Source organism: Haladaptatus halobius (assembly GCF_020618475.1).
Classification (GTDB): Archaea; Halobacteriota; Halobacteria; order Halobacteriales; family Haladaptataceae; genus Haladaptatus; species Haladaptatus halobius.
Window position 1 is genome coordinate 2,636,180 of record NZ_CP085335.1, and the last position, 23,779, is coordinate 2,659,958.

A 23,779-nucleotide genomic window follows, 5' to 3' on the forward strand; every position below is an offset into this window, starting at 1 on the left:
GGTTACAGGTTGGCGAACGCGCGGTCGCCGCTCCGGAGGTCGGCAAGGATGTCGGGAAGGTCGGCGATAGCGACCCGCACCTGTTCGGTCGAGTCGCGCTCGCGGAGCGTCACGGCGTCGTCGTCGAGACTCTCGTAGTCCACCGTCACGCAGAACGGCGTGCCGACCTCGTCCTGTCGCCGATAGCGCCGACCGATGTTCCCCGAATCGTCGTAGGTCACGTCGAGGCCACGCGCGCGGAGGTCGCCGGCGATATCGCGGGCCGTCTCGCCCATGCCGTCCTTGTCCATCAGCGGGAAGACGCCGACCGTGGTCGGTGCGAGTTCGGGTTCGAGCGCCAGCCGAGTACGCGTCTCGTCGTCCACCTCGTCTGTTTCGTAGGCGTGCGCGAAGACGGTGTACAGCACGCGGTCGATACCGATGGACGGTTCCACGACGTGCGGCGTGATGTGCTCGCCCGCTTCCGTGACCTCTTCGACGCCGAAGCCGGTCTTTTCGACCGGAATCGCGTGCGATTCGCGGTCGATTTCGACGGTCACCTCGTCGCCCTCGAAGGCGGTTCGGTCGCGCTCAGCGAGCGTCTGAAGCGCGTCCGCGATGTCGCCCGCCACGCCGCCGAACTCCGGGCCGAGATAGCTCATGTCCGGGTCGACGGTGGCGCGTTCGACCACCTTCGGCTCGTCGTACTGGCGGAAGACGGTGAAATCCTCGTCGGAGTACGTGCCGTGTTTCGAGAGGTCGTAGTCGCTCCGGTAGGAGTTGCCGGTGATCTCTATCCAGTCGCCGTCGACTTCGGCTTCGGCGTCCCAGCAATCGCTCGCGTAGTGGGCGCGCTCGCCCGCGAGATGCTGGCGGAAGCGGAATCGCTCCATATCGACGCCGATTCGCTCGTACCACTCCTGACCGACGCCGAGGTAGTAGGCCACCCAGTCGCTCGTGATGACGCCTTCCTCGACCGCCTCGCCGATGGTCATCCGGACGTGGCCGCCGTCCTCGGCGTTCTGCTGGTCGGCGGAGTAGAGGGTGACTTCTGCGTTTTCGACCCGGTGAAGCGGCGGTTCGTCCTCCTCGGGGTCGATGAAGTGTTCCAGTTCGGCCTGCGTGAACTCGCGGACGCGAACGATGGATTTCCGCGGGCTTATCTCGTTTCGGTACGCCCGACCGACTTGCGTGATGCCGAAGGGAAGTTGATTGCGGGCGTACTCCTTGAGACGCGGAAACTCCACGAAGATGCCCTGCGCCGTCTCGGGGCGCAGGTAGCCGGGGTGGCCGGAGCCGGGGCCGATGGTCGTCTCGAACATCAGGTTGAACTCCTCGACCGGTTCGCCCGCGAGTTCGGTGTCGCAGTTCGGACACCGCAGGTCGTGTTCCGCGATGAGCGCGCCGATCTCGTCCAACGGGAGGCTCTCCGCGTCCTCGATGCCCGTGTTGTCCTCGATGATATGGTCGGCGCGGTGGCTCTCACCGCACTCGGGACACTCGATCAGCATGTCGTCGAAGCCGTCGAGGTGGCCCGAGGCTTCGAAGACGGGTTCAGGCATCACGGTCGGCGCTTCGATTTCGCGGTGGCCTTCCTGCACCTGAAAGCGGTCGCGCCACGAGTCTTCGAGGTTGCGTTTCAGCGCCGCACCCTCCGGACCGTATACGTAGAAGCCGGAGACGCCGCCGTACGCTTCCGCCGCCTGAAAGAAGAAACCGCGCCGCTTGGCAAGTTCGACCAGTTCGTCGCTCATCTGAGCGCCTCCAGCAAGTTCATGTCCCGAACGATGCCGACGAGTTGGTCGCCGCTCACGAGCGGAACCTGCTCGATATCCTTCGTGAGCATCGTCTGCGCCACGTCGCGGGCCGTCTTTCGCTTCGAGACCGTGACGACATCGTCGGTCATGAACTCGCGGACGGGTGCGGACGGAATCTTGACGTTCCGGGTCGGGATGTAGCTGTTGCCGACCGATTTGATGCCCTCCCACATCCAATCGTCGTCCTCGTTGGCGATGCTCCCGCCCGTGTCGGCTTCGCCTTCGACCACCTGCGCGACCTCGATGATATCCACTTCGGTGAGGATGCCGTCCATCTCGCCGTCGTCATCCAAGACGATGGCGTAGGGGACGTTGGCGTAGAATATCTCGCGCTCGGCGACCGTCAGCGGCGTCTCGACGTAGCAGGTGTTCACGTCATTGTTCGCCAGTTCGCCGACTTCGGTGTCGCCGTCGGCTTCGTTCTCGGCGATGGCTCGAACCACGTCGGTCACGGTGACGATTCCTTCGAGTTCGCCGTCGACGACCGGCACGCGCCGGGTGCCCTCCTCCATCATCAGGGCGGCGACCTCTTCGACCGACGCGTCCTGCGTCGTCGTCGCCACCTCGCGCATCAGGAGCGCGAGTTGGTCTTCATCGGGATTCTCAATGAGGTCGTCGCGGGAGATGAGACCGCGGTACTGCTCGCCGTCGTCGGTCTGTTTGACGACCGGTACGGAGGAGAACGACCGCTCCTGTAGGTATTCGAGTACGTCGTCGCGCGTACCCGGAAGCTCGACAGTGACCACGTCAGAGCGAGGCGTCATCGCTTCGGCAACGTTCATACGCGCCGGATACGGTTTCACCCTTCTTGTACCCTACGAACCGAGCAGTGAGGCGTGATTCACATGCGCGTCGGTTCGAACCGCGGCGAAACCGGAAAACAGTGCGACCGGCGAGTCGTTACTCGTCGTTCTCTCCGACCTGCGGTTCGACGACGTAGTTCTCGTACTTTTCCGGATTCGGGAAGAACTTCGTGTAGTCGCCGTGGCGGAACGACCCGAGCACCGTCCCGTCGATGGTCTGGACGTGGCTGTACATCTCGTCTTCGCGCATGGCCGTCTTCACGAGCGGCGGCGCGTGCATCATCTCGTACGTTCCGACGATGAGAATCGCGGTGTCAGTGTCGGGGTCTAAGTACTGCGTCAGCATGAACACCCGCGACGACACTTCCTTTCGGAAGACTCGGTACGTCGGGAACGTGCCCACCTCGACGGCGTCGCTGAACTCCTCTGCGTAGTTGTCCGGGATGACGTAGACGAAGCCGAATCGATCCGTCTCGCCCGCGTCGGGGTTCTCGGGCGCGGTGTGGCTGGCCGGTATGTCGATGACGTTCCACCCTTCGTCTTCGAGGTCGGCGGCCATCGCCTCCATATCGTCGAGCGTCAAGCGCCACGCGTCCTTCTCTACGTCAGCGTTGGCGGCAATCCGCTCGGCGTACTCCGTTCCGTCGTCGCCGGTCTCTGGCATAGTGCCATGTCAGGTTTTGAAGCGGTAAAAACTGTTGCTACACGCCGACGCCGAACACCGCTTCCATGACGAACGAGACCGCGAGCACCGTGATGCTCGAGAGAAACAGCTTCACGGAGGACGGGAACCGTTCTTCCGGGGGTATCGAATAATGCGTCAACGGCGGAATCCGCTGGACTGCGGCCTGAAACCGCGTCTCCGTGCGCGACCCGATAACCTCGCCTCGGTCGTTACGCACGACTTCGACCCCGTCGTCGGTCTTCTCAACGTCCCACGGCGGGGACGGGCGCAACTGGAACGTCGCGAAGCCGAAGAGCAGAAGGCCGACCAGAAACAGCACGTACTTCACGCCGACCAGACCCCTGCCGAGGGAGAAACTCAGCAACCCACCGACGAGGAAGGCGACGCACGTCACCGCGACCGCGTAGACGAGCGCGTCGATCACCTGTCGGAACCGCCTCGGTGGTCGGTCTGCGTCGGCCATCACCGCATCGTGTAGGGCGTGAACTCGTCCGGCTCCTCGTACTCGTCCAAGTGGCGGTGACAGTGGCTGAATCGACCGGTGTCGCTCACCACGAAGTCGTCCGGTTCGTCGGTGTCGCAGATGCTACCGAACACGTCTCGGAGGTACTCGCGAGCCTGTTGGTCGTCGTTGTTCTCGATGTAGCCCGCCGTCTCTTCGATGTGTTTTTCGATGTTTCGGGGAACGTTGAGCCCGCCGAACAGCTCCTGTCGAATCTCGCCGATGTCGGAGAAGCGCGTCTCCATCCCGAGCATCTCTTTCAACTGGTCGGTCGCCGACCGCTCCGCGCGCGAACGCTCGCGGACGACCTCCCGAAATACCTCGATGGCGACCCAGAGGTCGACGTCGACGTCTTCGAACTCCTCCGGCCGTATCTTCATCGGACAGCGCGTGCTGAACGGACAGCCTTTCGGCGGGTCGCGCGGACTCGGCGGCGTTCCGCGGAGCGTGATTCGTTCGCGGTCGCTCGTCGGGTCGGGTTCCGGAATCGCCGACAGAAGCGAGATGGTGTAGGGGTTCTTCGGGTTCTCAAACAGCTCCTCGGCGTCGCCGAGTTCCATGATGTGACCGAGATACATCACCGCGACGCGGTCGCAGATGTGGCGCACGACGGAGAGGTCGTGGGCGATGAACAGGTACGTCAGCCCGAACTCGTCCTGCAGATCTTCGAGCAGGTTGAGAATCTGGGCCTGCACCGACACGTCCAGCGCCGAAACCGGCTCGTCCAGCACGATGAACTCGGGTTCCAAGGCGAGTGCTCGCGCGATGCCGATGCGTTGGCGCTGCCCGCCGGAGAACTGGTGGGGGTAGCGGTAGTAGTGTTCGGGTCGCAGTCCGACGACGTCCAACAGTTCGCGGACGTGTTCTCTACGCTCGCGGGGCGTTTTCCAGTCGTGAACGTCCAGCGGTTCGCGAATTATCTCGCCGACGGTCATCCGGTCGTTGAGGCTGGATTCGGGGTCTTGGAACACCATCTGGCTGTTTCGCCGCCAGTTCTTGAGTTCCGCCCCGGAAAGTTCCGTCACGTCGGTACCGTCGAACAGCACCTCGCCCGACGTGGCGTTCTCCAACTGGATGAGCGTCCGGCCGAGCGTCGATTTTCCGCAACCCGATTCGCCGACCAACCCGAGCGTCTCGCCGCGTTTGATGTCCAGCGATACGCCGTCGACGGCTTTGACGGGATTCGAATCGATGAGTCCGCCCTCGCCGTAGTAGGTCTTCAGGTCATTGACCTTCACGAGCGTCTCGCCTTCTTCGACGCTTACCGATTTGGTCTGCTGTACTTCACTCATAGTTCTTCCTCGCTTTCTGTCTCCGCTTCTCGATGCAGTTCGATCGCCCGTTCCTGCGATACGTCTTCGGGGTAGAGCAGGCACGCGGCGGTGTGGTCTTCCGCACCCGCCTCAACTTCCAGTGAAACCGGATGCACCTTGTCACACTCGTCGAACGCCTTGGGACACCGAGGCGCGAACCGACAGTACGTCGCCGGTTCGTTCGGTGTCGGCACGTCGCCCTCGATTGTCGTGAGGCGGTCCTCGTCCGGGGTGTTTCCGGGAATACTCCGCAACAGGCCTCGCGTGTAGGGGTGGCGCGGATTCTCGAACAGTTCCACGACGGGCGCCGTTTCGACGATTTCGCCCGCGTACATCACGTTCACGCGATCCGCGATTTCGGCGATGACGCCCATGTCGTGCGTGATGAACATGATGGCGAGGTCGCGGTCTTCCTGTATCTCCTGAAGGAGTTCGAGGATCTGCGCTTGGATCGTCACGTCGAGCGCGGTCGTCGGCTCGTCGCAGATGAGCAGTTCGGGGTCGCAGGCGAGCGCCATAGCAATGACGGCCCGCTGGCGCATCCCGCCGGAGAATTCGTGGGGATACTCCTTGACGCGCCGGGAGGCGTCCGGAATCCCGACTGCTTCGAGCAGATTGATGGCTTCCTTGGTCGCCTCCGTTCCGCGCAGTCCCTGATGGAGACGGAGCGCCTCCTTTATTTGGTTACCGACCGTGTAGACGGGGTTCAGACTCGTCAGCGGGTCTTGGAACACCATGGCGATGTCCCCACCGCGAATCTGGCGGTACTCCTTTTCGATTTTAGTCGTCAGTTCCTCACCGTCGAACTCGATGCTTCCACCGAGGATGCGGCCCGGCGACTTGATGAGACCCATGATGGAGCGCGCGGTGACGCTCTTGCCGGATCCGGATTCGCCGACGATGCCGACCGTCTCGCCGCGTTCGATGTCGAAGGAGACGCCGTCGACCGCACGGATGACTTCCTTGTCGGTGAAGAACGCGGTCTGTAGGTTCTCCACCTGCAAGATAGAGTCCCCGCGGGTCGCAGACGTGGTGTATTCGCTCGACGCCATTATGCACCACTCCCTCCTGCCGCGGCGACCTCAGCACCGCCGTCTTCGCCGGTTTGGCTCTGCGGGTCGATGGCGTCGCGGATGCCGTCACCGAGCGCGTTGAACGCGGTCACGACTAGCACGATGAGCACGCCCGGGATGAACGGGATGTGCCACGACTGCGTCGCCACGTAACCCTGACCGACGGCCACGGCACGCCCCCACTCGGGCGTCGGCGGGTTGATACCTAGTCCGAGGAACGACAGCCCTGCGGTGGCGATGATGATGCCGCCGAGGCTCATCGAAGCGTACACGAGCAGGTAGCCGAGGATGTATGGGGCCATGTGTTTCTGCATCGTCACGCGGGGTTTCTGGCCGTAACTCTTCGCCGCGTCGATCCACTCCTGTTCGGCCACTTGGAACGCCGGGCCGCGCACTGCGCGCCAGAGGAACGGCCAGCCGGTTCCGGCGAACAGCAGCGCTAACATGAACCCGCCGTTGTAGACGCCCGCAATCCACGTCCCTTGGAGGACGAACGAAAGCAGGATGAGGAACAACAGCCTCGGGAGCGACATGATGGAGTCGCCCACGATGACGACGCCGAGGTCGACGAGACCCTTGTAGTACGCCGTCAACAGCGCGAAGCTCGCCGCGACCAGTCCGCTCAGCCCGATGGCGACGACGCCGATGAACAGCGACACGCGAGCACCGTGTACCATGAAGGTGAACATGTCCTTTCCGGTCGGCATCGTTCCGAACGGGTGCCATCGACCGTACTCGTCGTACGTCCACGGGCCGACGTTTCCGCCGGCACCCTCCGATCCCGACCTGAGGTTCGCATCACCGATGAGAATCGTCTCGACCTTTCCGGTATCTTCGTTCAGATACTTGATTTCGTAGGAGTACGGGTTGTGGATGGTTCTCTCGACCGTCGTCGGACCGAGCGCCGGGGCGAATATCGCCATCACGACGAACATGAAGACGACGACGAACCCGAACTTCCCCCACGTGTGGCCTCGGAACCGATTGACCATGTCGTCGCGGGGCGTCCACTCGGCGTACCGGTAGTGCTCGCGGAACGTCAGGTAGCCGCGCCAAATCCAATAGAGAAAGGCCAGCGCGTAGGCGTACACGAGGACGACGCGAAGCGTCCAGACGATGGACGGGGGCAGGTTGAGAAAAGTACCTTCCCAACCGCCGCCTTGCGGTGTCTTCCATCCTGTGTTGTCGAAGTTCTCCCGCGTGAGCAGGGTCGGTAAGTCCGCTAGCGCGTCGCCGACGGTCGCGAGCGGTGCGGCGATGGGCTTCAAGAACGCCAGCTTGTTCACCAACAGGTCCCACGGAATCGCCATCACGCCGCTCGCCAGCGCGCCGAACTCCACGACGATAAGGAGGACGAGGCCGGCGAGCCACAGCGTGGCCGGTTGCGGATTGTCCGCGATGCGCTCGCGGACGGGTTGTTCGCTTTCGGCGTCGGGAACGCGGCTCATCTCAGGCACCTCCCTCGTAGCCGACGCGGGGGTCGATGACCGTGTACAGGAAGTCTTGAAGGATGTTTATCAGCACGACGAGCAGGATGAAGACGAACATCAGCGAGCCGACCAGCGGTAAGTCGCCCTGGGTGACCGCCCTGAAAAACAAGGAGCCGATTCCGCTGATGTCGAACACCGTCTCGACGAGCACCGACCCGCCGATGAGCAGAAACGCCTCGCCCGTGATGATGGGAACGAGCGGGATGAGAGCGTTCCGGAAGATGTGTTTCCAGACGAGCGATCGGGGCGGAACGCCTTTCGCGCGCGCCGTCTCGATGAAGTTGGAGTTCACCGTCTCCAGCACCGCCGTCCGGCCGATGCGCATCTCGTTCCCCATCGACGCGGAACCGAGCACGAGCGCCGCTGGCGCTATCTTCTTGATCGCCGCGAGGAGGTCGTTCGGGTTCATCAGGTCTTGCGGACTGCTGAACGGCACTCCGACGACCGTCGTCGGCACGAGCCAATTCTCCCAGTTGAAGCCGAACATGAGGGCTTCAGACTGCGAGAGCACCTGCATCACGATCACCGCCAGCCAGAAATTCGGCATCGCACGCCAGACGATACCGCCGAACGACGCCGAGTAGTCGCTCCACGTGTTCGGGTTGAGTCCGGCGTAGAAGCCGAGCGGGATACCGATGAAGATGGCGATGAGCACCGACCAGAATCCCAGCCAGATGGTTCGCGGCGCGTAGCTGAGGATGAGCGAGTACGCGCTCGTATCGGGACTGAGAACCCACGACTTCCCCAGCTGGAACGTGAACATGTTGACCATGTAGTCGATGTACTGTTCCCACAGCGGTTTGGTCAGTCCGAGTTGTCTCTCGATTCGGTTGTACGCCTGCGGGTCGCCCGTCGGCCCGAGGATCGCTGCGACCGGGTCGAGCGGTCCCGCACGGATAACGACGAACGTTATCGACGCCCCGAATATCAGTACGGGGACGGATAGTAACAAGCGTCGAGCGAAGTAACGCCACCGACTCATGACGTTTCGCTCACCCCCTGCTCTCTCTTACTCGTGTCGTGCGGTATGTTGCACCCAATGTTTACCGCGTTCATAGCTAATACGGGAGGGTATTTTGCGTTGCTCTCATTATGTCTTGCGATAGCATCACCGATTTCTGGACAGAGATAGCACTCGCTGGGGGATTCTTCGGCGAAAATAAATGTATAAATGGCGTTATTATTGACGGTCGCCGAGTTTGACTTTGTTGTACATCTGTCGACTGTAGCCGGCACCGCCGTACTTCGGCGCGTCGACCCAGTCGTAGGAGAACCGCTCGCTGAGACTGTGATACGTGTTGAGGAACACCACGTCTTCCCAGTTAGCTTCCTCCATGGTGATGTACGCCTCTTCGCGGGCTTTGAGTGCCGAATCCGTGGGACCGGTGTTGTTCTGGATCTTCTCCCACGCCTTCGTCGCCTTCTTGGAGGCGGCGGTGCCGGACCAGTTCGTGTACGCTTGCGGCGAGGATTTCGAAGTGTCCGTCAGCGGCGGGTACAGCAGTCCGAGGAAGTTGTCCGGTGCGGGCCAGTCCATTATCCAGCCGAGCGAGTAGGCCTGGAGGTTACCCTTCCGGCCTCGCGAGAGAAGCGTGTTAAACGGTGCACTCTTGACGCTCATGTTGATGTAGGCCGCTTGAAGCTGGTCGCGCAGGAGCTTGCCGACTTGCGGCCACGTCTCCGAGGATTCGTACACCGTGAAATCGAAGCTAAACTTGTTGTTCGGGCCGTAGCCCGCGTCCTTCATGACCTTCTTGGCCTTGTCGAGTTGGGACTCGTTGTACCCGTAGGGGTACTTGCTCTCTGCGTGCGACTTGTACTTCTTCGCGCCGCCGGGGTAGATCATCGGCGGAGTGAAGTGGTAGGCGGGTTCACCGCGGCTCTTGAACACTTCCTCGATCATCGTTTTCTGATCCATCGCGTACGCGACCGCCTGTCGAACCGGCTTCGGGATGACGTTCGTGTTGAATCCGATGTAGTAGGAGTTGATGGTCGGCACGGCGAGGTAGTTCAGCGTGCTACCCCCGATCGGACCGTACTTCCCGACCTTACGACCGAGGTCGTCGGTCTTCGTGTCTTTAATCTTGCTGGCTTCGTACTTCGGGGTCGGTATGAAGTGGCTGCCGTACCCCATGTCGGCGTTCTGGTTCGTGACGGCGTACGTGTACTTTGCGTTCGAGTCCGAGGAGATCTTCCAGTGGATGCCGTCGACCTTCGCTGGCTCACCGTGATAGTCCTTGAACTTGGTTACTTCCGCTTTCACGTCGCTCTGCCACGACTTGAACTCGAACGGTCCGGCACCGACGGGTTCTTTCGTGGCGAACGCGCTGTGTTTCTTCTTGCCGTCGTAGCCCTTGATGTCGCCGACGATTCCCTCGGGGATGACGGCGAAGGACGTGTACGCGAGCATCTCGAGCGTGGCGTGGAACGGTTTCTCCAGCGTCACTTGGAGTTCGCGTTTGCCGTTCGTCTTGATCGCCAGCGAGTTTGGCTTTGCGACGGTCATCTCGTGTTTCTCCCCATCGCTGTCCTTGTACGTGACAGTCATGGACTCGTGTTTGATGCCGATGGAGTCGAGGATGAAGTACGCACGACGGGAGTTCTTCGACTCCGCGAGGCGTCGCCACGAGTAGACGACGTCTTTCGCCGTGACTTCCTTGCCGTTGTGGAATTTGGCGCCTTTCTTGAGCTTGAAGGTGTACGTCTTCTTGTCGTCGGAGACCGAGTGGGACTCGACGAGGAGGTTCTCGACGGCGACTTCCCCGTTGGGGTAGTTCATCAGTGGGTCGAAGATCTGCTGAATGACCGTGCCGGACGCCGTGTCGGTCGCCTTGACCGGGTCCAGCGTGGTCATCGTCGAGTTCATCAGCTGGAGCGTTTTCCCGCTGTTCTTACCGTCGCCTTGGCCACCGCCACCGGTACAGCCAGCGAGCGCAGCAGCCGAAGCCGCACCCCCGGTCGCCTGTAAAAACCGCCGACGAGTCAGGTTGTCAGTATCTGTCATCCACACTCGCCTTGTGTGTCACGACGGATAAACATACCGTTTAGGATTGCACCGTTACGGTCTTTAACGGCCAGTTTCTTGCGGAATAGAGTCGATGCGGAGTTTGTTGTACGATTCAAGTATTTCGTCGGAGGAGAGGTAAATCATATGTCACTACGGGCTCGGTAGGGAGAGGGTATCATCGGGAAACGAACCGCTATTTCGTGAAATCTGCTGTTGCAGCGCGTATCGCCCGGTTATAGCGCCAGATCGCATCGATCTGCTAGAGTGTGCATCTGCGTTTCGGTGCGCTTATATCCCTTGGTACGGTTTCTCAGAGTATGACGCCGGATACGGCAGCAGTGTCGGTGTCGGTTGCAGATAGCGCCGAGGTTATGGCCTCGGTGGACGATGACGGCCGCACGGAGCGGCTCGTTATCGCAGACATCTCCCGCGAGGACGCGTGGATTTCCATGCGGATGACAGACGCAGCCTCGCTTTCGGACTGGCAGTAGTCCCCGATATCCTTTACTCGAACAGCCCTCTCATCGACCGTTCTTCTACCGTTTCACGAGTTGCGAAACCCTGTCAGTGCCGCGACCGGAAACGGAATCGATCCCGGATACGCGAGCCCTTCGCTCTCCGGGAAGCGAGAAACGAACCAATACTGAACCTTTTTTGTCCCCGGTGCAGTTCCATCCGGACATGGACTATCGGGAGGTCTCCGGGAAGCAGGAATTCGTCGCCCGACTCGGACACGGAGCGGACTGGCGGGCAGAAATTGAGTCACTGGCGGACGACGAAAACGTGGATGCTGCGTGGTTCGTCGCCATGGGCGCGGTACAGGACGCCGAAGTGTGGTTCTACGACCAAGCGGAGAAGGAGTACCGCGAGGTGCGGTTCGACGAGCCGCTGGAAGTCGCCGCCTGCGTCGGCAACGTCTCGTTCCTCGACGGGGAGCGATTCGCCCACACGCACGCCGTGCTTTCGCGGCGGTCGGGACAGGCGCTCGCGGGACACCTCGATTCGGCGACGGTGTTCGCGGGGGAGCTCTACATGCGAACGTTCGACGAAGAACTGATTCGGGAACGCGACGAACCGACCGACTTGGATCTCTGGCTCTAACATGCGCGAGGAAGACCGGCGATACTTCGAACGGCTGGAGTCGCGGTTAGACCAAGCGTTCGAGGTCGCCGAGACGGCGCGCGTGAACAGCGGCGACCCGCAACCCGAGGTCGAGATACCGGTCGCAAAGGACATGGCCGACCGGGTGGAGAACATCCTCGGCATCGAGGGCGTCGCCGAGCGCGTCCGCGAACTTGAAGGGCGGATGTCCCGTGAGGAGGCGGCCCTCGAACTGGCGAAGGACTTCGCGGACGGGAACGTCGGCGACTACGAAACCCGCGCCGGAAAGGTCGAAGGTGCGGTTCGAACCGCGGTCGCCCTGCTGACCGAGGGTGTAGTCGCCGCGCCCATCGAGGGAATTGACCGCGTCGAACTCCTCCAAAACGACGACGGAACGGAGTTCGTCAACGTCTACTACGCCGGGCCGATTCGCTCGGCAGGCGGGACGGCACAGGCCCTCTCGGTGCTCGTCGCCGACTACACCCGCGCGCTCATCGGACTGGACGAGTACAAGGCCCGCGACGACGAGATCGAACGCTATGCCGAGGAGATCAACCTCTACGACTCCGAGACCGGACTCCAGTACACGCCGAAGGACAAGGAGACGAAGTTCATCGCCGAGAACATGCCTGTCATGCTGGACGGGGAAGCGACGGGCGACGAGGAGGTCTCGGGATTCCGCGACTTAGACCGCGTCAACACCAACAGCGCCCGCGGCGGAATGTGTCTCGTCCTCGCGGAGGGAATCGCGCTCAAAGCGCCCAAGATTCAGCGATACACCCGAAATCTCGATGAGGTGGACTGGCCGTGGCTCCAAGACCTCATCGACGGAACCATCGGCGAGGACGACGAGGAGGTCGAGGACGAGGTGGTAGACGACGACGCCGAAGAGACGAAGAGCGAAGTCGAGCAGGAAGACGACGAACCGATAGGGCCGCCGCGCGTCGAACCCGCGAAGAAGTTCCTGCGCGACCTCATCGCCGGACGCCCCGTCTTCACCCATCCGAGTCGTCCCGGCGGATTCCGCCTGCGATACGGCAGGGCGCGAAATCACGGGTTCGCAACCGCGGGCGTCCACCCCGCCACGATGCACCTCGTGGACGACTTCCTCGCGACCGGAACCCAGATCAAGACGGAACGCCCCGGAAAAGCGGCGGGCGTCATCCCAGTCGACACCATCGAAGGACCGACCGTCCGCCTCGCAAACGGCGATGTCCGCAGAATCGACGACGCCGAAGAGGCCCTCGAAGTCAGAAATGGGGTCGAGCGGATACTCGACCTTGGCGAGTATCTCGTCAACTATGGCGAGTTCGTGGAGAACAACCATCCGCTCGCGCCCGCTTCCTACACGTTCGAATGGTGGGTACAGGACTTCGAACACGCGGGCGCGGACGTGCAAGCAATGCACGACAATCCCCACATCGACCTCGAAGACCCGTCAGCCACGGAAGCGCTCGACTGGGCCGCGGAGCATGACGCTCCGCTCCACCCGAAGTACACCTATCTCTGGCACGATATCTCGGTCACAGAGTTCGAGACGCTCGCCGCCGCCGTTGTGGATGGCGAAGTGCGTGACGGACTGCTTGTCCTGCCGGACACCGACGAGGTACGAGGCATGCTCGAACGCCTCCTCGTTCAACACTCGCAGGGCGAGGAGATAGAGATTCCCGACTGGAAGCCGTTCGTTCGCTCGCTCGGAGTCGACGGCGACCTGGCTCGGACGTGGAACGACCTCTCGCGGAAGGCCCGCGAGTGGGGCGAACACGAGGACGGCGACAACGCCATCGAGGCCGTCAACGAGGTCGCTCCCTTCCGGATCAGAGAGCGCGCCCCGACGCGAATCGGAAACCGGATGGGTCGCCCCGAGAAGTCAGAGAAGCGCGAACTCAGCCCCGCGGTTCACACGCTGTTCCCCCTCGGCGAGGCCGGCGGCGACCAGCGCGACGTGGCGAAAGCGGCACAGCACACCGAGGGGATGTCCGGGACGCGCGGCGAAATCGAGGTACAGGTCGGGCGGCGGGAGTGCGAAGCCTGCGGCACCCACACCTTCAAATCGCAGTGTCCGGAGTGCGGCGGCAACGCCTTCCCGCACTACAAGTGCTCCGACTGCGGCACCGAGGTCGAACCCGACCAGTCCGGACGCGCGGAGTGCCCTCGCTGTGAAGTCCCCGCCACGAGCGTCGAGCGCCGCACCCTGAACATGAACGAGGAGTTCCGGAGCGCGCTCGAATCGGTCGGCGAACGCGAGAACGCCTTCGACATGTTGAAAGGCGTCAAAGGCCTCACCTCGTCGAACAAGACGCCCGAACCCATCGATAAGGGCGTTCTCCGAGCAAAACACGGCGTCAGCGCGTTCAAAGATGGGACGGTGCGCTACGACATGACCGACCTGCCCGTGACCGCGGTTCGTCCCTCCGAACTCGACGTGAGCGCCGACCAGCTCCGGGCGCTCGGGTACGAGGAGGACATCCACGGCGAACCGTTCCGCCACGACGACCAGCTCGTCGAACTCCGCGTGCAGGACATTGTCCTCTCCGACGGTGCGGCGGAACACCTCCTCAAGACCGCCGACTTTGTGGACGAATTGCTCACCGACTACTACGGTCTCGAACCGTTCTACGAGATGGACAAACGCGAGGAGTTGGTCGGTGAGCTCGTCTTCGGGATGGCTCCCCACACCTCCGCCGCGGTGGTCGGGCGCATCATCGGGTTCACGAGCGCGGCGGTCGGTTACGCACATCCGTACTTCCACGCGGCGAAGCGTCGGAACTGCTTCCATCCAGAGACGAAGGTGTGGTATCGAGACGAAGATGAAGAATGGCGATACGACGAGATTCAGCAGTTGGTCGAAGAGCGACTGAAAAATCCGAAAGCGGACGATTTCGGTGCGTTGGTAGAGGAGTTAGATTCTGAAATTCTGGTTCCCTCGATAGATGACTCCGGAAACGTTGTCCGGAAACCCATCGAAGCAGTCTCGAAACATCCTGCACCGAATCATCTGATCGAAATAGAAACGCGGAGTGGGCGAGAGATTACCGTCACGCCCGACCACTCGATGCTCCGGTGGCGTAGGAAGAGCCTTGAAAAAATCGAAGCGCGAGAGTTAGAGGTCGGTGAGCCGATTTCCGGTTTCCTCGGGTCACCCGAGACCGACTTCTCGAAAGTGGGAGAAGATTCAAAAGCGGCCACGGATGGCGGTTCCTTCGAACGCGACGAGGTGACGCGGGTCGAACTCGTCCAGTCCGACGTTTCGAACATTTACTGCGTCACGGTCGCCGACACCCACACCCTCGTCGCAAACGACCTCTACGTCGGGCAGTGCGACGGCGACGAGGACTGCGTGATGCTCCTGATGGACGGCCTGCTCAACTTCTCGAAGGAGTTCCTGCCGGACAAGCGCGGAGGGCAGATGGACGCGCCCTTGGTGATGTCCTCGCGCATCGACCCCTCGGAGATCGACGACGAGGCGCACAACATGGACGTCGTCGACCGGTACCCCCGCGAGTTCTACGAAGCGACGCTGGAGATGGCCGACCCCGAGGACGTGGACGTCACCATCGCGGAGGAGAACCTCGGCACCGACCGCGAGTACACCGACTTCCGGCACACCCACGACACGTCGAACATCGCGCTCGGTCCCGACCTCTCCGCGTACAAGACGCTCGGGTCGATGATGGACAAGATGGACGCACAGTTGGAGTTGGCTCGAAAGCTCCGGGCGGTGGACGAGACGGACGTGGCGGAGCGCGTCATCGAGGGGCATTTCCTGCCCGACCTCATCGGAAATCTGCGGGCGTTCTCGCGGCAGGAGACGCGATGTTTGGACTGCGGCGAGAAGTACCGGCGGATGCCGCTCTCGGGCGAGTGCCGGGAGTGCGGTGGGCGCGTGAATCTCACCGTCCATCAGGGGTCGGTGAACAAGTACATGGGCACCGCCACGCAGGTGGCCGAGGATTACGACTGCCGCGAGTACACGAAACAGCGACTCGAGATACTGAATCGGTCGCTCGAAAGCGTCTTCGAGAACGACAAGAACAAGCAGTCCGGTATCGCGGATTTCATGTGATCCGTTTTCCGAATTTATCGCCGTCGGTATCTAACTCGCCCGCGCCTGTCCCGAACGCGAATACCGCGATTCGGCGATGGCGAAGACGAGCGTGCTGGTCAGCCCCAGCAGCGTCCCGGCGGTGAGCATCGCCGCGAGAAACTCAAGTTCGACGTAGTCGAGGAAGTAGGCGCTCACTGCGCGCAGGACGCCGCCGATGGCGAGGACGTAGAACGGTGCGTTCAGGTAGCGCCACCGGAACTGGTCGGCGAGGTACTCGTCGGTTATCTGGCCGAGACTGGAGGTGATGCCTGCCGCCGAGAACCACACCACGGCACCGTAGATCAGCGACGCGAGCACTCTGAGCGCGCCGAGTTCGTTACCGCCGTAGTCCGCTTTCACCGCGTCGAGCGTTTCGACGCCGCTGACGCCGCCGATGATGAGCAGGGCGGCGGCCACGACGTAGGTGATGAGCGTCACCCGGCCGGCGTAGAGGCTCGTTCGAGTCGTCTCGGCGACACGGTCGACCAGCCGTTCGATCCCGAGTCCGCGAAAGAGGACGTACAGGCCGAGGAGCGCGGACGTTCCGCCGAACACGGCTCCGCCGGGCATGCCGAGCCGATCCGCCGCGAGAGCGAGAGGGTAGATGAGCAACAGGATGCCGAGCGGAACGAGAATTGTCCCGCGCGTCTCGGGGTCGTTCAACACCTGTTTGATGGTGTAGTACATGGACTCCAAGTCCTGTGCCTGCCTGACGACGACCCGCCGGACGCCGTCGACGGGGATACGGGAGCGGATGACGGGGACGACGCTCTCGTCCTGTGCGCCGTCGGTGACTATGACGGTGGTTATCTCCTCGCTCGTGCTGATGCTCGCCAGTACGGTGTCGACCTCTTCGCCGACCTCCCGATTGGCGCTGATGTCGCCACCTTCGTTTCCGGTGACGACCGCCACTTCGACGCTCTCGTCCGCCTGGATTCGGTCGTAGAGATGAACTCCCTCGAACATGACGTTCACGTCGCTGTCCTCGGGGTCTGCGGTGGCGAGCGCGACCGCGGCGGCCTCGACTTCGTCTCGGCCGATGACCGGCGTGTCGAAGTCGGTTTTCCGACCGAGATCGTCGTCCAAGTCGACGCACAACACCAGCAGCATTGGCGGTGGATACGCGGGGGATGGTTAACTGTTTTCGGGAGCGACGAGGGTAGTTTCGTCGCGCCGAAAATCGTCCGAGAAGGCTGAGACGGTGTGCTCGCGCGACATTAGGTGGTTTATAATAATGCTAACGTGCGCGAGTTCTCGACCGATGACGCGAACGCCGACCCGTCGCCGCGTCCTTCGCGCGGCCGGCATCGCAACGACGACGACGCTCGCCGGGTGCTCGTTCATCGGTGGCGACGAGACGACCACCGACGCAGGAACGACCGGCGGGCGGACATCGACGGACGGAACGACCTCGTCCGGCGCGACCGGAACGACAGACGGAACGAACGGAACGACGAGCGAGACGAGCAACGAAGCGACCGACGGCACGGCCGAAACGACCGATACCACGACTGAAACGACCGGCGGAACGGCACCGCCAGAAGGCGGCGGCGACGTCCAGTTCGCCACCAGCGGGGGTGCGACGGTGCAGGGGACGCTCCTCGGCGACGGGTCGTGCGGCGTCGTCTTCGCGCACGGTGTCGGGTTCGGCCGAAAGAGTTGGCTTCCGGAAGCCCGGAAGCTGGCCGAAAAGGGGTACGCTTGCCTCACCATTGACCTGAATCTGGACGACCGGAGCACGACCCCCGACTACGTCCTCGCGGCGAGTCGATACCTCCGCAAACGAGTCGGCACGGAACGAGTGGTACTCATCGGGGCCAGTGCGGGCGCGAATGCGGTCGTGCGCGCAAACGCGCGGGCGAAGCAGGGAACCATCCACGGGACGCTCGCGCTCTCGCCCGGGAAGGCGGTGGACAGCGCGAGTGCGATGCAGGGCTGGAAGCTGTTCGTCGTGAGCAAGGGCGACGACGAGCGGTTCGTCCGGACGACGAAGCGGATGTACCGGAACGCCTCGCGACCTAAGCGCCACGAAACGCTCGGCGGGAGCGCGCACGGCCAACATGTCTTCGAGACGAATCGGAACGCGATGTGGTCGCTGATGAACGCACTCCTCGGAACGGTCTGTGGCGACGGGTAGCGCGATTCGCACGCTTTTTGAGGCTCGGCGAACAAACCGAGACAACGAATGATCTCCAAGGGCTGCGAACAGTGCGCCGAGGGCGGAAAGATGGTGCTCTTCGTCTACGGCTACTGCGACCAGCGCGACTGTTTCTACTGTCCCCTCGGCGAGAACCGGAAGAACGTCACCGACGTGTACGCCAACGAGCGACTCGTCAAGGAAGACGAGGACGTGCTTCGAGAGGCCAAACGGATGGACGCCCTCGGCACGTCCATCACGGGCGGAGAACCGCAGGAGGCGATGAGCAAGACCTGTCGGTACCTCTCAATGCTGAAAGAGGAGTTCGGCGACGACCACCACACGCACCTCTACACCGGCATCACGGGCGGGCGGGAGAACATGCGCCGCCTCTCGGAGGCCGGATTGGACGAGATTCGATTCCACCCGCCCTACGAACAGTGGGGCAAACTGCACGGCACGGAGTGGGAGGATATCCTCTACGGCGCCCGCGAGGAGGGGCTGACCCCCTCGTTCGAGATTCCGGGCATCCGCGCCGAAGAGGAGTTTCTCGAATTCTTGGACGAGGGCGCGGCGGAGTTCTGTAACATCAACGAGTTCGAGATGTCGCAGGGGAACTACCGCCGGATGCAGGAAGCGGGGTACGAGTTGCAGGAGGGTCACATGTCCGCGGTCGACGGTTCGAAGGAGGAGATTCTCGACGCGATGGGTGACCACGAGCGCGTCTACTTCTGTACCTCCGTGTTCAAGGACGCCGCCCAACACCGAAACCGCCTGAAACGCATGGCGCGTCAGATTCGGCGGGAGTTCGACGACGTGACCGACGACGGCACCCTCGTCTACGGGAAGACGTGGGCCACCGAGGAGGAGTTCGCGGCGCTCGGCGTCCCCGAGGAGTTCTACACGGTCAAGGAGAACCACATCGAGGTTGCGTGGTGGCTGCTGGAGGAGATGGTAGCGGAGGGCGACGTGGAGAAAGGCGAAATCGTGGAGCAGTATCCGACCTACGACGGACAGGTCATGGAACGGACGCCGCTCGCCTGACCGTGAGTCACTCGATTTCGGTTCCGCTAGCTCGTTTTTCGACGCCGGGGTCGCGCGCTGCCGGGCGTTTCCGGAATGCGTAGTAGACGCCGAGCAGCGGCCCGAGCGTGACGAGGATTTCCAGTCCGACGAGCGGTCGACCGGCGAGGAGGATCGAGTACGCGAACGCGAACACGACGAGGAAACCGAGAAATCCGAGCAGGGCCTTCGTCGTGCCCGACATCGGTTCCGAGTCGCTTCCGGCGTAGTACGCGATGGAGAGGGCGAGCACCGTGTTCGCGGCGAAGAAACCGAGGCCGGTACTGACGAACACGCCACCGGTGGCGAACACGCTGAAGAAGGAGAAGAGCCACGGCGGGAAGCCGATCCCGAGTCCGAGGACGAGCGTCTGATTGGGAGTAGGGCGGTTCATACGGTTTATTTTTCGAACAGATGTTGAATACTTTGCGGTGATTTCCGACGGAAACGATAGCGAGGGATCGAACCTCGAATCGAGGGAGACCGGCCGATGGTTGCGAGTTCGGAACTTGCGCGGTGTGGAAATCGGTCGGTCGAAATCGCTAACACAAGAACCTCAACACCGCAGAAATCGCTCGGGCAAAACACCGCAACCGCATGCGGACGAGAACGCCCAGTTCGGCGCTCTCGTCCTCGCAGTCCCCATTCCTCCCCGAGCACTCGGGCGATTCGTGTGATTGGCGTGAATCGCCCTCGCCGCGCGTCCCGAAAGCGGCTGTCGGGCTTGCCGTCACGCTGTAGCAGGTGACACTCACCACGGAAAATCGGCAGGCCGAGTCGTTCGTCGCAGCGGCGCGCGTCTCGGCTCCCGACTACAGCAAAAGGTTGCGGAAGTGTTTAGGCGCGCGCCGCGAAACCGTTCACTATGCCGGACTGTCCACTCGCCGACGACTGCCCCAGCTTCGAGGAGCGAATCGACGGAATGGGCTGTCACCACTACGGCGACCGCGGCGGCGCAGAGTGGTGCAACCACTACAACCAACCCATCCGCGAGCTGAAGACCGCGCCCGTCAAGCTCGGCGAGGAGGTTGTCGTGGAGATCGACGACATCCACGAGAGCGGGTCGGGCGTCGGTCGAACCGAGGACGGGTTCATCGTGCTCGTCGACGGAATCCTCCCCGACGCTCGCGCCAAAGTGAAGATCACGAACGTGAAGAGCAATCACGCGACCGCCGACCCCGTCGAGCGACTTCCGATGGAACCCGAAGAGGAGGACGACGAAGAACCGGAGACCACCACCAGCGGCGAACGGGCGAGCCGCCGCCAGCGCCTCGGAAGCCGCGACAACTTCTGGGGCGGATAGGCCGCCGAGTGGACAGTTCTTTGCGGGGGAGGGGCGTACACCCGGACATGCCGGAGGCAACCAGATGAGCGAAAGACCGAACGCGGACGATATTCTCCACCGGGCAGGCTTCGACGCCGAAACGAGCGTGCTCACCCGGCGGCAGGCGGAGGTGTTGGCGCTCCGCGAGCGAGACGTGGCGCAGGCCGTCATCGCCGACCGCCTCGGCACCTCGCGCGCGAACGTCTCCAGCATCGAAGCGAGCGCCCGCGAGAACGTCAGCAAGGCGCACGAGACGGTGGCGTTCGCGGAAGCCCTCCGCGCGCCGGTTCGAATCGAGGTCGAACCGAACACAGACCTCTACGACGTTCCCTCGCGGGTCTACGACGCCTGCGACGAAGCCGGGGTGAAGGTGAACCACGCCGCACCCGAACTGATGAAGCGAATCAGCGACGAGGCCGGCGACGCCGTCGAAGGGCGGGAAGTACGCAGGTCGCTCCTCATCGGCGTGACGCACGACGGCGATGTGACGGTTCGGCAACCCATCCCCGAGGAATTTTAGCGGTTCCCGGTAATACGAAGATATGAACCTCGGACTGGAGGGCAACACGGCACTGGTAACGGCGAGTTCGAGCGGACTCGGATTGGCGAGCGCGAAGGCGTTATCCCGGGAGGGGGCGAACGTGGTCATCTGCGCCCGGAGCGAAGACGGGCTGGCCGACGCCGAGCGGGAGATCGGCGAAGTGGGCGAGGGAAGCGTACTCGCGGTTCCGACGGACATTACCGACCCTGACGAGATCGAAACGCTGGTCGAGGCGACCGTGGACGAGTTCGGCGGTCTCGACCACGTCGTCACCTCCGCCGGGGGGCCGCCGAGCGGCCCGTTTCTCGACACGACCGAGCGCGACTGGTACACCGCCTACGACCTGCTGGTGATGAGCGTCGTCTGGCTGACGAAACGCGCTCACCCGCATCTCGTGGACAGCGATGCGGGAACCGTCGTGAACATCACCTCGACGAGCGTTCGCGAAGCCATCGACGGACTGGTGCTCTCGAACGCGGTCCGCCGGGGCGTCATCGGGCTGATGCAGACGCAAGCCCGCGAATTCGCGCCCGACGTTCGGGTCAACGCGGTTCTTCCGGGCGCACACGAGACGCCCCGAATCCAGGAACTCGTGGAGGCCGCCCTCGAACGCGGCGAGTACGAAAGTTACGAGGAGGGACTCGCGGACTGGGCGAACGGAATCCCGATGGACAGGGTCGGCGACCCGATGGAACTCGGCGACGCGGTGGCGTTCCTCTCCAGCGACCGGGCGAGTTTCATCAACGGTGCGGCGCTCCCGGTGGACGGCGGACGCCTACGAAGCTGATGATGGAACCGACACAGCAGACGACGGTGCTCTCGTGGAGCGGCGGGAAGGACGCTGCGTTCTCCCTACACGAACTGGGTGTAGACGGCGTGGCCGAACTCCTCACGACCGTCTCGGAGAACGGGCGGAGTAGTATGCACGGCGTGCGCCGAGAACTGTACGAAGCGCAGGCCGAGAGCGTCAGCTTACCGATTCGATTCGTGGAACTGCCCGAGGACTGCTCGAACGAGGAGTACGAATCGCACATGGCGGCCGCGATGGTCGAGTACGAGTCGGACGGAATCGAGCACGTCGCCTTCGCCGACCTCTTCCTCGAAGACGTGCGGGCGTACCGCGAGGAGCGACTCGCCGAGACGGCGATAGACGGATGCTGGCCGCTCTGGGGGAGAGACACGACCGAACAGGTTCGGGTGTTTCTCGACGCGGGCTTCCGGGCGACCGTGGTCGCCGTTGAGGGCTCACAACTCGACGCGTCGTTCGCGGGCCGTGAGTTCGACGAAGCGTTTCTCGCAGACCTCCCAGCCAGCGTCGACCCCTGCGGCGAAAACGGCGAGTTCCACACGTTCGTCTGGGACGGCCCCGCGTTCGACTCGCCGGTCTCGTTCGAAGCCGGAAAAACGGTCACATGCGAGGTCGGCGACGGCGAGTTTCACTACTGCGATCTGCGGTAGATGCGTTCGCTCCGCTCGATCCGCTCGCGTCGTTAGGACTCGATCTTCTCGACGATCTGTTTCGCCTCGTCGCGGGCCTTGTCCTCGCCGACCTGCTTTTTTATCAGGACGCTCTGAACCTCCCAGTCGTCGCTGTCTTTCTGCTTGCCGGTTCGAACCTCTGACCCCTCGGAAACGTCCTGCGCCGCGTGCGTAGCCCAATCCGGCGTTCGAATCGTGTCGAACTCGTCGGGGTCGCGGAACCGGACGTGGATGTACTCGTCTTCGGTCTCGACCGATTGGACTGACGGTGTCATAGCATACGGATTTCGACGCGGAGACTGAGAAAGGTGATGGCTAGTTAGAAAGCCAACCAGGGAGAAACGGGTCGTTAAAACAGGTTCGATTCGCGTAGTTCCGCTACGACTTCGCGCACGCGTTGGGCGTCCGATTTCGGAACGACCAACACGCGGTCGTCGTACGCCGCGACGACTAGATCGTCCACCCCGACGAGGCTCACGTGTTTGTCGCCTGCGACGACGTTTCCGCTCGCGTCGACGGTTAGGGCGTCGCCGAGGACGACGTTCTCCCCAGAGACGAGTCGTTCGAGCGCGTCCCACGACCCGAGGTCGTCCCACTCGAATCCGGCGGGGACGACATAGGCGTCGTCGGTTTGCTCCATCACGGCGTAATCGACGCTCACCGGTTCGACCGCTTTGAATCCGTGTTTGAAGTCGCCGTCTTCGAGCGCGGTTATGAGTGGGGAGAGCGAGGAGTCGCGCGCCGCTCGCAGAAAGGCGTCCGGCGTCCATGCGAACAGTCCGGCGTTCCAGTAGAAACCCTCATCGACGAATCGCTCTGCGGTCTTCGCGACGGGTTTTTCCCGAAACTGTTCGACGGCGAAATAGCCACCGTAGTCGGTTCCCGGTTCGATGTACCCGTATCCCGTCGCGGGGCGGGTCGGTTCGACGCCGACCGTAATGAGCCCCTCCGTTTCGACTGCAACCGAGGCGGCGCGGCGGGCGGTGGTCTCGAAGTCGCCCGCGACGTGGTGGTCGCTCGGCAGGCAGAGTATCGCGCAGTCGCCAACTTGTTCGCGGATTCGATGGACGGCGTAGACGAGGGCCGGGCCGGTGTCTTTCGGCTCGGGTTCGACCAACACCCCAGCCTCGGGCGCGTGTTCGCGGACGAGGTCGGCGTAGGCCGCCGCGGTGCAGACAAAGATTTCGTCGGCGAAGCCCGCTCGCTCGACGGTTCTGGCGAGCAGCGATTCGTCTCCGAGGAGCGGAAGGAACTGCTTGGGTCGGTCGCTCCGACTCGCGGGATAGAGACGCGTTCCGGTTCCACCGGCCATCACCAGCGCGACGAGCGGTCGGTGCATGTTTTCGACGAGAATGCGCGGCGTCTAAAATCGCCCTATT

23 protein-coding genes are annotated in these 23,779 nt (G+C 62.7%); 10 read left to right on the forward strand and 13 right to left on the reverse strand.

The features are described from left to right. Positions 1-2: 2 nt before the first annotated feature. The 9 genes from glyS to LIW51_RS15460 all read right to left on the reverse strand — a co-directional run bounded on the left by glyS (position 3) and on the right by LIW51_RS15460 (position 10,666). Positions 3-1,733: a glycine--tRNA ligase gene (glyS, locus tag LIW51_RS15420; RefSeq protein ID WP_227374980.1), complete on the reverse strand. Its 1,731-nt coding sequence runs from the start codon at positions 1,731-1,733 to the stop codon at positions 3-5. Then, the gene (locus LIW51_RS15425; protein ID WP_227374981.1) at positions 1,730-2,578 is read right to left on the reverse strand and encodes a CBS domain-containing protein; all 849 of its coding nucleotides are present in this window, start codon (positions 2,576-2,578) and stop codon (positions 1,730-1,732) included. The genes glyS and LIW51_RS15425 overlap by 4 nt, the downstream gene beginning before the upstream one ends. Positions 2,579-2,696: 118 nt before the next feature. Continuing rightward, positions 2,697-3,263 carry a DUF7529 family protein gene (locus LIW51_RS15430; RefSeq protein WP_227374982.1) on the reverse strand — a complete coding sequence of 189 codons (567 nt, stop codon included), beginning with the start codon at positions 3,261-3,263 and terminating at the stop codon, positions 2,697-2,699. 37 nt (positions 3,264-3,300) lie between these two features. Next, on the reverse strand, positions 3,301-3,747 hold the full coding sequence (locus LIW51_RS15435; protein WP_227374983.1) for a DUF7555 family protein: 447 nt from the start codon (positions 3,745-3,747) through the stop codon (positions 3,301-3,303). Further along, positions 3,747-5,078 (reverse strand): ABC transporter ATP-binding protein, encoded by a 1,332-nt coding sequence (locus LIW51_RS15440; RefSeq protein WP_227374984.1) that lies wholly within the window; start codon positions 5,076-5,078, stop codon positions 3,747-3,749. The genes LIW51_RS15435 and LIW51_RS15440 overlap by 1 nt, the downstream gene beginning before the upstream one ends. Further along, positions 5,075-6,151, reverse strand: coding sequence for an ABC transporter ATP-binding protein (locus LIW51_RS15445; RefSeq protein WP_227374985.1), 1,077 nt, complete (start codon positions 6,149-6,151; stop codon positions 5,075-5,077). The genes LIW51_RS15440 and LIW51_RS15445 overlap by 4 nt, the downstream gene beginning before the upstream one ends. Next, complete coding sequence (locus LIW51_RS15450; RefSeq protein ID WP_227374986.1) at positions 6,151-7,620, reverse strand: ABC transporter permease; 1,470 nt, start codon at positions 7,618-7,620, stop codon at positions 6,151-6,153. Before LIW51_RS15450 ends, LIW51_RS15445 begins: the two co-directional genes overlap by 1 nt. A 1-nt stretch (position 7,621) precedes the next feature. After that, the gene (locus tag LIW51_RS15455; RefSeq protein WP_227374987.1) at positions 7,622-8,644 is read right to left on the reverse strand and encodes an ABC transporter permease; all 1,023 of its coding nucleotides are present in this window, start codon (positions 8,642-8,644) and stop codon (positions 7,622-7,624) included. Positions 8,645-8,842: 198 nt separating this feature from the next. Next, positions 8,843-10,666 (reverse strand): ABC transporter substrate-binding protein, encoded by a 1,824-nt coding sequence (locus LIW51_RS15460; RefSeq protein WP_227374988.1) that lies wholly within the window; start codon positions 10,664-10,666, stop codon positions 8,843-8,845. A 320-nt stretch (positions 10,667-10,986) separates the two neighbouring features. Between LIW51_RS15460 and LIW51_RS15465 the strand changes: the two genes are divergently transcribed. The 3 genes from LIW51_RS15465 to LIW51_RS15475 all read left to right on the forward strand — a co-directional run bounded on the left by LIW51_RS15465 (position 10,987) and on the right by LIW51_RS15475 (position 15,836). Then, the gene (locus tag LIW51_RS15465) at positions 10,987-11,160 is read left to right on the forward strand and encodes a DUF7556 family protein (RefSeq protein WP_227374989.1); all 174 of its coding nucleotides are present in this window, start codon (positions 10,987-10,989) and stop codon (positions 11,158-11,160) included. A 190-nt stretch (positions 11,161-11,350) separates the two neighbouring features. Next, positions 11,351-11,770, forward strand: coding sequence for a PPC domain-containing DNA-binding protein (locus LIW51_RS15470; protein WP_227374990.1), 420 nt, complete (start codon positions 11,351-11,353; stop codon positions 11,768-11,770). A gap of 1 nt (position 11,771) precedes the next feature. Continuing rightward, the gene (locus LIW51_RS15475; RefSeq protein ID WP_227374991.1) at positions 11,772-15,836 is read left to right on the forward strand and encodes a DNA-directed DNA polymerase II large subunit; all 4,065 of its coding nucleotides are present in this window, start codon (positions 11,772-11,774) and stop codon (positions 15,834-15,836) included. Positions 15,837-15,866: 30 nt separating this feature from the next. On the opposite strand, the gene LIW51_RS15480 is transcribed toward LIW51_RS15475, so the two are convergent. Continuing rightward, a complete protein-coding gene (locus tag LIW51_RS15480) occupies positions 15,867-16,967 on the reverse strand; it encodes a DUF373 family protein (RefSeq protein WP_227374992.1) in 1,101 nt (366 codons plus the stop codon). Positions 16,968-17,118: 151 nt separating this feature from the next. On the opposite strand from LIW51_RS15480, the gene LIW51_RS15485 reads away from it, so the two are divergent. Together LIW51_RS15485 and LIW51_RS15490 are read left to right on the forward strand one after the other, a co-directional pair. Further along, positions 17,119-17,994: an alpha/beta hydrolase gene (locus LIW51_RS15485; RefSeq protein WP_227374993.1), complete on the forward strand. Its 876-nt coding sequence runs from the start codon at positions 17,119-17,121 to the stop codon at positions 17,992-17,994. A gap of 48 nt (positions 17,995-18,042) precedes the next feature. Further along, positions 18,043-19,038: a radical SAM protein gene (locus LIW51_RS15490; RefSeq protein ID WP_227374994.1), complete on the forward strand. Its 996-nt coding sequence runs from the start codon at positions 18,043-18,045 to the stop codon at positions 19,036-19,038. A gap of 7 nt (positions 19,039-19,045) precedes the next feature. Here LIW51_RS15490 and LIW51_RS15495 read toward each other — a convergent pair whose 3' ends face one another. Next, a complete protein-coding gene (locus LIW51_RS15495; RefSeq protein WP_227374995.1) occupies positions 19,046-19,450 on the reverse strand; it encodes a hypothetical protein in 405 nt (134 codons plus the stop codon). A 203-nt stretch (positions 19,451-19,653) separates the two neighbouring features. On the opposite strand from LIW51_RS15495, the gene LIW51_RS15500 reads away from it, so the two are divergent. The 5 genes from LIW51_RS15500 (at position 19,654) to LIW51_RS15520 (ending at position 22,379) form a co-directional block, all read left to right on the forward strand. Continuing rightward, positions 19,654-19,797, forward strand: a complete 144-nt coding sequence (locus LIW51_RS15500) for a hypothetical protein (protein ID WP_227374996.1) — start codon at positions 19,654-19,656, stop codon at positions 19,795-19,797. A gap of 124 nt (positions 19,798-19,921) precedes the next feature. Beyond that, positions 19,922-20,359, forward strand: a complete 438-nt coding sequence (locus LIW51_RS15505; RefSeq protein ID WP_227374997.1) for a TRAM domain-containing protein — start codon at positions 19,922-19,924, stop codon at positions 20,357-20,359. A gap of 64 nt (positions 20,360-20,423) precedes the next feature. Then, the gene (locus LIW51_RS15510) at positions 20,424-20,900 is read left to right on the forward strand and encodes a Tfx family DNA-binding protein (protein WP_227374998.1); all 477 of its coding nucleotides are present in this window, start codon (positions 20,424-20,426) and stop codon (positions 20,898-20,900) included. A 22-nt stretch (positions 20,901-20,922) separates the two neighbouring features. Continuing rightward, a complete protein-coding gene (locus LIW51_RS15515) occupies positions 20,923-21,708 on the forward strand; it encodes an SDR family oxidoreductase (protein ID WP_227374999.1) in 786 nt (261 codons plus the stop codon). Then, the gene (locus tag LIW51_RS15520) at positions 21,708-22,379 is read left to right on the forward strand and encodes a Dph6-related ATP pyrophosphatase (protein ID WP_227375000.1); all 672 of its coding nucleotides are present in this window, start codon (positions 21,708-21,710) and stop codon (positions 22,377-22,379) included. Before LIW51_RS15515 ends, LIW51_RS15520 begins: the two co-directional genes overlap by 1 nt. A 32-nt stretch (positions 22,380-22,411) precedes the next feature. On the opposite strand, the gene LIW51_RS15525 is transcribed toward LIW51_RS15520, so the two are convergent. After that, a complete protein-coding gene (locus LIW51_RS15525; protein WP_227375001.1) occupies positions 22,412-22,675 on the reverse strand; it encodes a hypothetical protein in 264 nt (87 codons plus the stop codon). 74 nt (positions 22,676-22,749) lie between these two features. Next, a complete protein-coding gene (locus tag LIW51_RS15530; protein ID WP_227375002.1) occupies positions 22,750-23,739 on the reverse strand; it encodes a mannose-1-phosphate guanylyltransferase in 990 nt (329 codons plus the stop codon). Positions 23,740-23,779 lie beyond the last annotated feature (40 nt).